The sequence below is a fragment of the Brunnivagina elsteri CCALA 953 genome, from assembly GCF_002289455.1.
GTDB lineage: Bacteria > Cyanobacteriota > Cyanobacteriia > Cyanobacteriales > Nostocaceae > Brunnivagina > Brunnivagina elsteri.
In genome coordinates this window covers 1-8,630 of record NZ_NTFS01000285.1, presented here as the reverse complement: position 1 = coordinate 8,630, position 8,630 = coordinate 1, and the positions used below count along the sequence as shown (strand labels likewise).

Here is an 8,630-nt window from a genome sequence, read left to right as displayed (position 1 = left end):
CGCTTGCTTGATGGTATCCAAATCGGGATTAGCGCCAATTTCCTTTTGTAATGGTGCTTGATGCACTTGAGGAAGTTTTACCTGGTTTTGTTCTAGATTTGACTATGATATTAAATCCATAAATATTTGCCGAAGAGCGATCGCACTCGAAGAAACCCGGTTTCTCCCCCACAAAAAATTCTAATTCAGCATGAAAAGACCTAAAAACCGGGTTTCTCTACCAACGAGGAAACCCCGAATAACAAAATATGTGGAGGTTTGTTAGGTTTTCCCGTCAAGGGAGAAAGCGGGTTTCTCGGATTTGTTGTACCAATTTGAGATTTTACGTGAGGGAGAAACCCGCTTTCTTGGGTTTTAGGGTTTTGAGGAATTTTCTATTGTTAAATTTTATTGACTTACTCTACAAGTAATACTACTCGGATTGTGGGATAATAAGCCTCGCGCATAACCTAATTTATCAGCAAATCGTGGAATATACTGAATCGATGAACGACCTGGCAGATGCCCTACAACAGCCAGCAGACTTTAACTTTGATCTTCCCGATCCTGAAGACGAAGGGATACCGGAGTCAGAATTTCAAGAGCAAGTGGACATTGCTTGGCAGGTGTGCGATCGCTTTGATTTGCAAACCGATATTTGGCGGGGTAGAATCTTACGTGCGGTGCGCGATCGCGAAAAAATTGGTGGTGATGGACGGGGTACGGGGTTTATTTATTGGCTGAAGGAACGGGAAATCAGCAAGACTCAAGCTTATGCTTGGATTCAATTGGCTAATAGTGCTGATACGTTGCTTGCGGAAGGTAGACTGGAACCTAGCAGTATCAAAAATTTCAGCAAGCGGGCTTTTGTTGAGACTGCTAAGGCTTCCCCGGAAGTGCAACAAATGGTGAGTGAAGCTGCTCAAAAAGGTGATAAAATTACCCGTCGCGAAGTCAAAAATTTGACTGAAGAATGGACGGCAATGACGAGCGATTTATTGCCGGAGGAAGTTAAGGAAAAAGCTGCTGATAATTCCCTTCCTCCCCGCGTCATTGCCCCTTTGGTGCGGGAAATGGAAAAACTACCTCAAGTGCATCAAGCACCATTACAAAAGGAAATTGGCGCTAATCCCGATTTGGATACCATCAAGCAAGCGACTACGGAAGCGCGAAATCTGGCAAAATATCTTAAAGCATCGGCACAGGTTCAAGCATTAACACAAGAAGATGTAAATATTGAGACTGCTTTAGTGGAAGCACAGCGACTTGGTTGTTTGAATGTGGCTGCGGATTTGGTTAATCAAGCATCGCAACTCGAACAAATTATTGGGAAGTTGTATATGACTTGGAAAAAAGTTGGTAATTTGTGCGATCGCTTGTATGTCGATACTGGTGCGAGTACACCACATTTACGTTTTTTGCTCGAATGCATAGAACCGCTCGGTAGTCAAGTGATGACAATTCAAATCGGTGGACCAAATGAGCGTACTATTCGTTTGCAAATTCAAGAGGAAGAATAGGGAAATGTTAAAAATTTAATATCAATTGAAAAAAGAATATTAACGTAGGGGCAAACGGTTGTTTGCCCTTATTTATTTATTTTATGGATAATTTATATCAAACAATATTATCGAATTCCAGATAATTTTTTATGTGCCATAATCGGTATCTGAATTTGGTGTGACAAAATGCGAGTATCTTTATTATTTATGGGTAGTTTAATTATTTTGCAAACGGGTATTTTTTCTGCGATCGCATCTCCCAAAAAAGCACTAACTTCAATTCGCGGAATCGATATGAAGAATGTAGAACTTATCAATTCGGAAACAAAGCGTGATGGTGAGATTGATAAAGCAATTCGCGCTCAATTAGGTGAGGTGAGTAAATCCGTGAGATATTACTACAATCGTGTCGATTTGAATAGCGATCGCAATCCTGAAATTATTGCCTATGTTGTCAGCAAGCATGTTTGCGGGAAAAGTGGCTGTCCAACAATGATTTTCCAAAAAACAGCACAAGGTTATAAGTTAATATCTCAAACTTTAGTGACTAATCAACCAATAATTGTCACTAATACAAAGACTAATGGATGGCAAGATATAATTTTTTCAACTAGTGGAGGAGGAGCAAAACCAAACTATTGGCTAGTTAAGTTTGATGGTGTAAGATATCCCGAAAGTCCCTATTTAGGGAAGGAAGTAGCTGCTAATTCCGTTATCCAAGGGAAAGCTTATATTGCTGATGATATTACTTCTAATTCTGGTATTTCTCTCGACATATCCCCGACTTAGAAGTCGGGGATATGTCGCGGAATCTCCAACTGCCTAATTTTTCACCCCTGTAGATGCAATTCCTTGAATAAATTGCCGTTGTCCAATTAAAAACAAGACCATTACAGGAACAGTAGAAATAGTTACTGCTGCCATCATTAATGACCAATTATTAGTAAATTGTTCTTGAAATTCAGCTAATGCTAATTGTACAGTTCTTAGTTCTGGTCTAGTTGTGAATACTAACGGTTTAAAAACATCATTCCATTCACCAATAAAGGTAAACAAAAATAACGTCACCAAAGCTGGACGAGCGAGTGGGAGCATGACTTGCCAAAGAATTTGTAGACGATTTGCACCATCTAAAGCCGCAGCTTCTTCTAACTCAACGGGAATGCTTAAAAAGAACTGTCTTAATAGAAAAATACCAAAACCATTGACTGCCGTTGGTAAAATCAAAGCTCCATAAGTGTTGATTAAATTTCCCCATTTCAAAACTAAGAATATGGGAATTACTAATAATTGAAAGGGAATGACTAAAGTTGCCAGTACAATTAGCAATAGTGCTTGCTTACCGCGAAATTTTAATCTCGCTAGAGCATAACCAGCCAAAGCCGAAGTGACAATTTGAAATGCAGTTACAGCTAACGCTACCAGTGTCGAATTCCAAAACGCGAGTAAAAATTTACCTCGCTCCCATGCGTTACTGTAGTTAGAAAGGGACCAATTTTGTGGAGATGTAGTCTCGGATGCTGCACTAGAAGGTGCAAAAGATGTTAAGAAAACAATAATCAAGGGTAGCAAGACGATAATCGCTAGCAGCAAGAGGATTCCCAGACTGAGAATATCGCTTTTTTTCAGATTTCGGCTTGGTTTCGACATAAATTTGATAACTTCCAAGCGTTTATTGTGATGTGACTAGAGCAATAACCACCAGCTAAAGCTAATCTATAACATAGTGACTTGTTAAGTTAAATTAAACCACAGTGGACATTAAAGCTATCAGTTCAGGACTACTAGCCATCAGCCGAAGCGCTGTATCAAATAATTCACATTACAGGAGTAAACAACCTATGCAGCAGTTAGCACACGAACTAAAAATCGATTTTCAGAGCGAAACTTACAAAGATGCTTACAGCCGCATTAATGCGATCGTGATTGAAGGGGAACAAGAAGCTCACGATAATTACATCAGATTAGCTGACTTGTTGCCAGAAAAAAAAGACGACTTAATTCGTTTATCGAAGATGGAGAGTCGTCATAAGAAGGGTTTTGAAGCTTGTGCGAAGAATCTCCACGTGACTCCTGATTTGCCATTTGCTGTGGAATTTTTCTCCAAATTACACGAGAATTTTCAGGTAGCAGCAGCAGCAGGTAAAATTGTCACCTGTTTGTTAATTCAGTCTTTGATTATCGAATGTTTTGCGATCGCAGCATATAACATTTACATCCCTGTTGCCGATGATTTTGCACGTAAAATCACTGAAGGTGTTGTCAAAGATGAGTATATGCATTTAAATTTTGGAGAAGTTTGGCTCAAGGAAAACTTTGAAACATCTAAGGCTGAACTTGAAGAGGCTAATCGCCAAAACCTTCCCATTGTCTGGCAAATGCTCAACAAAGTTGCAGATGATGCCAAAATTTTAGCAATGGAAAAAGAAGCTTTAGTAGAAGACTTCATGATTCAATACGGAGAAGCATTAAGTAATATTGGGTTTAATACCCGTGACGTTATGCGTCTGTCTGCCCACGGACTTCGCGCTGCTTAATTTCAAGTTAGGAGTTAGGAGTTAGAAGTTAGGAATTAGGAGTAATAAGTCAAGATGATTAAATTAACTCAAAACTCAAAACTCGTAACTCACAACCCATAACTCATAACTCCCACTCATCATTTTTTACCCACGCCCAATATAACAGTACATGTTTGGTCTAATCGGACATCTGACTAGTTTAGAACACGCAAAATCTGTAGCCCGCGAGTTAGGCTACCCTGAATATGCCGATCAGGATTTAGATTTCTGGTGTAGCGCTCCCCCTCAAATCGTCGATAATATTACCGTCACTAGCGTCACCGGACAAAAAATTGAAGGGCAATATGTCGAGTCTTGTTTTTTGCCAGAAATGTTGGCAACGCGACGCATAAAAGCAGCGACTCGGAAAATCCTGAATGCAATGGCACACGCACAAAAGCATGATATTCACATCACGGCTTTGGGTGGGTTTTCCTCGATTATTTTTGAAAATTTTAACTTAGAGCAGTTTCGCCAAGTTCGGAATACAACCCTCGAATTTGAACGTTTTACTACAGGTAATACCCATACGGCATATATCATTTGCCAGCAAGTTGAACAAGCTTCCCAGCAATTAGGGATTAACTTGTCGGAAGCAACGGTGGCTGTTTGTGGTGCAACTGGGGATATCGGTAGTGCGGTTTGTCGCTGGCTAGATGCGAAAACCGATATCAAGGAACTTTTGCTTATTGCTCGCAATCAAGAACGCTTGCAGCAGTTACAAGATGAACTTGGACGCGGTAAAATCATGGCATTGGAACAAGCGTTACCCGAAGCTGATATTATTGTTTGGGTGGCGAGTATGCCTAAAGGTGTGGAAATTAACCCCTCTTCCCTCAAACAGCCTTGCTTGTTGATTGATGGTGGCTACCCCAAAAATTTGGCAACGAAAGTACAACATCCCGGCGTGCATATCCTCAATGGTGGCATTGTCGAGCATTCTTTGGATATAGACTGGAAAATCATGCAAATTGTCAACATGGATGTTCCAGCACGTCAATTATTTGCTTGTTTTGCCGAATCGATGCTTTTAGAATTCGAGAAGTTACGCACTAACTTTTCTTGGGGTCGCAATCAGATTACCGTAGAAAAAATGAATTTTATTGGTCAGATTTCCCTAAAACACGGATTTCGACCACTTTTAGTCTCTTGAGTTAGGAGCTAAGAGTTAGGAGTTAGGAGTTAGGAGTTGTGAGTTAGGAGTTATTAAATAATTAATTAATAATAAAGTAACTCAATACTCCATAATTGCTTTAGAGATGACCCACCTGGTCGTCTCTACTTAATTCTTAACTTCTAATTCTTAACTTTTAATTCCTAACTCCTCACCCCTAATTCCTAACTTCTAACTTCTAAAAATGGCAACTACTGAGCGCAAACCGCTACTGTTGGATTTTGAAAAGCCTCTTGCGGAACTAAACACTCGAATCGAGCAAATACGATTGCTTGCGGAAGAAAACGGGGTTGATGTTTCCGGTCAAATCCGTCAACTTGAAGCGCGGGCTACGCAATTACGCGAGGAAATTTTTACTGGTTTATCACCTTCGCAGCGATTGCAGGTAGCACGGCATCCGCGTCGCCCTAGTACTTTAGACTACATCCAAGCTATCACCGATGAATGGATGGAGTTGCATGGGGACAGGTGCGGTTCTGATGATCCGGCTTTAATTGGTGGTGTGGCTCGTTTGGCTGGGCAACCTGTGGTGATGTTGGGTCATCAAAAAGGGCGTGATACTAAAGACAATATCGCTCGTAATTTTGGCATGGCAACCCCAGGAGGCTATCGCAAGGCAATGCGGTTGATGGAACATGCTAATAAGTTTGGGATGCCCATTTTAACATTTATTGATACACCGGGTGCTTTGCCGACGGTGGTAGCTGAACGTCAAGGTGCGGGAGAAGCGATCGCATATAATTTACGCGAGATGTTTAGCTTGGATGTTCCTATCATCTGTACGGTAATTGGTGAAGGTGGTTCTGGTGGTGCTTTAGGTATTGGTGTTGGTGATAAGGTGATGATGTTTGAGCATTCTGTTTACACTGTCATCACTCCAGAAGCCTGTGCAGCGATTTTATGGAAAGATGCTAGCAAATCTCCCCAAGCCGCAGCTGTATTGAAAATGACTTCCCATGACTTGAAAAATTTGGGCATTATCGACCAAATTCTCTCGGAGCCAACTGGAGGAGCGCATTCCGATCCTCTTAAAGCTGCAACATCCCTCAAGGCTGCTTTACTTGATAATTTAGAGGAACTTAACCAATTGACCTCTAAAGAACGCCGTCAATTACGATACGAAAAATTCCGTAAAATTGGCGTTTTTACTGAAGCATCTGCTTAAGGGAACGGAAAATAGATTAATTTTCTTTTCGTTCCCGATGCTATAATTGCCTATGGCGGCTTAATGATTGTTCATAAAATTTTTAACATAAAATTCTTGACAATTTAACTGCTATAGGCATTTTGTATTTTCGTATGTGGAAGCTTCTAGTCGTTAGCGGCTATTGGTAAGCATATTTCATCGCCGATATGGAGTGGTATTTTGACCTCCCACAAACAAAAATTTGAAAAACAGAAGTTTTGTGTATTCCTAGTACCTTTATTTTTTATGGCATTTAGCTGCAATCGTTGCATTGAAGGCTACCCCAAACCGCCATAGTTTTTTTTCTGGAATTTTATCTCAATTTAATGTGAATGCAATTTTGTGATTGAGAAAAATTGAGTATTTTTAGTTAAAAAACTTTTAGTTAGAAAGTAATGACTCGAAAATATCTGTTTCTTACTTACGAAGCATAACAGTAATTGAGACTTGTTCCGATAAAATTCACATTTGTTTAATTTGTCTCACCCTATTAAGAAAACAGGCATTGAATAGCGATTTGTTTGGGGTTTCCAGAAAATGGGAGAAAGCATTTTGATTGAGCAAAAACGACGTGCCTTAATTACTGGAGCTAGTAGCGGTATTGGCAAAGCTACGGCTTTAGAATTTGCCAAAGCTGGTATTGATGTTGCCCTTGTCAGCCGATCGCATGATAAATTGTCGGCAGTCGCAGAAGCTGTACAACATGCAGGAGTCGAAGCCAAAATTTACCCTGTGGATTTAGGAAATGTTGGTGAAGTGCAAGCAAAAATGCAAGCGATCGCACAGGATTTTGGCGCGATCGATATTCTCGTAAATAACGCGGGAATGGCATATACAGGCAATTTGAGTGACACACCTTTAGCAGATTGGCAACGAGTAATTGACTTGAATTTGACTGGAGCGTTTCAGTGCATGATGGGGATTTTACCGGGAATGCGGCAACGTCGCACGGGTACAATTATTAATATTGTCTCAATTGCAGGCAAACAAGCTTTTCCTAATTGGGGTGCATATTGTGTCAGCAAAGCTGGTTTAATGGCATTGTCGCAAACTCTGGCACAAGAAGAGCGATCGCACGGGATTCGCGTTACCGCACTTTGTCCAGGTTCTGTTAACACCGAATTATGGGATACGGACACTGTTAACGCTGATTTTGACCGCTCAAAGATGCTTACCCCTGAAATCGTCGCTCAATCAATTCTCTATGCAGCACTGCTACCACAGCAGGCAGTTATAGACGAATTAACTCTAATGCCTAGCGCTGGAGTTCTCTAGATTTTGGATTTTGGTAGAGACGTTCCATCGGAAAGTCTTGACAACATTTTGGATTTTAGTCATTTGTCATTAATTAATGCCCAATGTCCAATTCCCAATTCCCAATTCCCAATCCCCAATTCCCAATTCTGAATATCTATTTTGAAACATCACACACACATTTATTTATGACTACTGCTCGTTCCAACGGTTCTCAATCTCCGCTAATTCCTGACTTGTCTGATATTATCAACACAAGACCCGATCGCAATACCCATAATGGCGGACAACCTGAATTGCATCCACCCACAGAAGAGGATATGGAGCAAATGCAGGACGCTGTACGTAATATCATCTTAGGTGTTGGTGAAGACCCAGAACGGGAAGGATTGCTAAAAACACCAAAACGTGTAGCCGAATCAATGCGTTTCCTCACAAGTGGTTATAGTCAATCCCTCGAAGATTTGGTAAATAATGCCATCTTCGATGAAGGACATAACGAAATGGTATTAGTTCGCGATATCAACTTTTTTAGTTTGTGCGAACACCACATGTTGCCATTTATGGGTAGAGCACATGTCGCTTACATTCCTAACCAAAAGGTTGTCGGATTGAGCAAACTTGCCCGGATTGTGGAAATGTATTCCCGTCGTTTGCAAGTTCAAGAGCGTCTTACCCGTCAAGTTGCTGAAGCAATTCAAACCGTTCTCGAACCCCAAGGTGTGGCAGTGGTAATGGAGGGTTCCCATATGTGCATGGCAATGCGTGGTGTGCAAAAACCCGGTTCTTGGACTGTTACTAGTGCAATGGTTGGTGTATTCCAAGAAGACCAAAAAACCCGTGAAGAATTCTTTAGTTTAATTCGTCATCAAGCGGCATTTTTCTAATTAGATATAGGAGTGCAAAAGGTGTAGAGACGTAGCGGGAGCATCCCACTTTTTATTTAGCGAGCAAAGATTAATCCATTAAGGTAAGCA

9 protein-coding genes are annotated in these 8,630 nt (G+C 40.8%); 7 read left to right on the top strand and 2 right to left on the bottom strand.

Annotated features, from left to right (window positions below):
- Window positions 1–28: 28 nt before the first annotated feature.
- The gene (locus CK510_RS31935) at window positions 29–172 is read right to left on the bottom strand and encodes a hypothetical protein (RefSeq protein WP_158224939.1); all 144 of its coding nucleotides are present in this window, start codon (window positions 170–172) and stop codon (window positions 29–31) included.
- Window positions 173–485: 313 nt separating this feature from the next.
- Between CK510_RS31935 and CK510_RS21190 the strand changes: the two genes are divergently transcribed.
- Together CK510_RS21190 and CK510_RS21185 are read left to right on the top strand one after the other, a co-directional pair.
- On the top strand, window positions 486–1,499 hold the full coding sequence (locus CK510_RS21190) for a hypothetical protein (RefSeq protein WP_373695823.1): 1,014 nt from the start codon (window positions 486–488) through the stop codon (window positions 1,497–1,499).
- A gap of 168 nt (window positions 1,500–1,667) precedes the next feature.
- Window positions 1,668–2,270, top strand: coding sequence for a COG3650 family protein (locus CK510_RS21185; protein WP_143289369.1), 603 nt, complete (start codon window positions 1,668–1,670; stop codon window positions 2,268–2,270).
- Window positions 2,271–2,303: 33 nt separating this feature from the next.
- On the opposite strand, the gene CK510_RS21180 is transcribed toward CK510_RS21185, so the two are convergent.
- Window positions 2,304–3,131 carry a carbohydrate ABC transporter permease gene (locus CK510_RS21180; protein WP_095723588.1) on the bottom strand — a complete coding sequence of 276 codons (828 nt, stop codon included), beginning with the start codon at window positions 3,129–3,131 and terminating at the stop codon, window positions 2,304–2,306.
- 191 nt (window positions 3,132–3,322) lie between these two features.
- Here CK510_RS21180 and CK510_RS21175 point away from each other — a divergent pair, with 191 nt between their 5' ends.
- The 5 genes from CK510_RS21175 (at window position 3,323) to folE (ending at window position 8,540) form a co-directional block, all read left to right on the top strand.
- Window positions 3,323–4,018 (top strand): aldehyde oxygenase (deformylating), encoded by a 696-nt coding sequence (locus CK510_RS21175; protein ID WP_095723587.1) that lies wholly within the window; start codon window positions 3,323–3,325, stop codon window positions 4,016–4,018.
- Window positions 4,019–4,169: 151 nt separating this feature from the next.
- Window positions 4,170–5,192, top strand: coding sequence for a long-chain acyl-[acyl-carrier-protein] reductase (locus CK510_RS21170; protein WP_095723586.1), 1,023 nt, complete (start codon window positions 4,170–4,172; stop codon window positions 5,190–5,192).
- Between the two features lie 205 nt (window positions 5,193–5,397).
- Complete coding sequence (locus tag CK510_RS21165) at window positions 5,398–6,378, top strand: acetyl-CoA carboxylase carboxyltransferase subunit alpha (RefSeq protein ID WP_095723585.1); 981 nt, start codon at window positions 5,398–5,400, stop codon at window positions 6,376–6,378.
- Window positions 6,379–6,936: 558 nt separating this feature from the next.
- Window positions 6,937–7,674 carry an SDR family oxidoreductase gene (locus tag CK510_RS21160; protein ID WP_211293245.1) on the top strand — a complete coding sequence of 246 codons (738 nt, stop codon included), beginning with the start codon at window positions 6,937–6,939 and terminating at the stop codon, window positions 7,672–7,674.
- 167 nt (window positions 7,675–7,841) lie between these two features.
- Window positions 7,842–8,540 (top strand): GTP cyclohydrolase I FolE, encoded by a 699-nt coding sequence (gene folE / locus CK510_RS21155; RefSeq protein ID WP_095723591.1) that lies wholly within the window; start codon window positions 7,842–7,844, stop codon window positions 8,538–8,540.
- The last annotated feature ends 90 nt before the right edge of the window (window positions 8,541–8,630 follow it).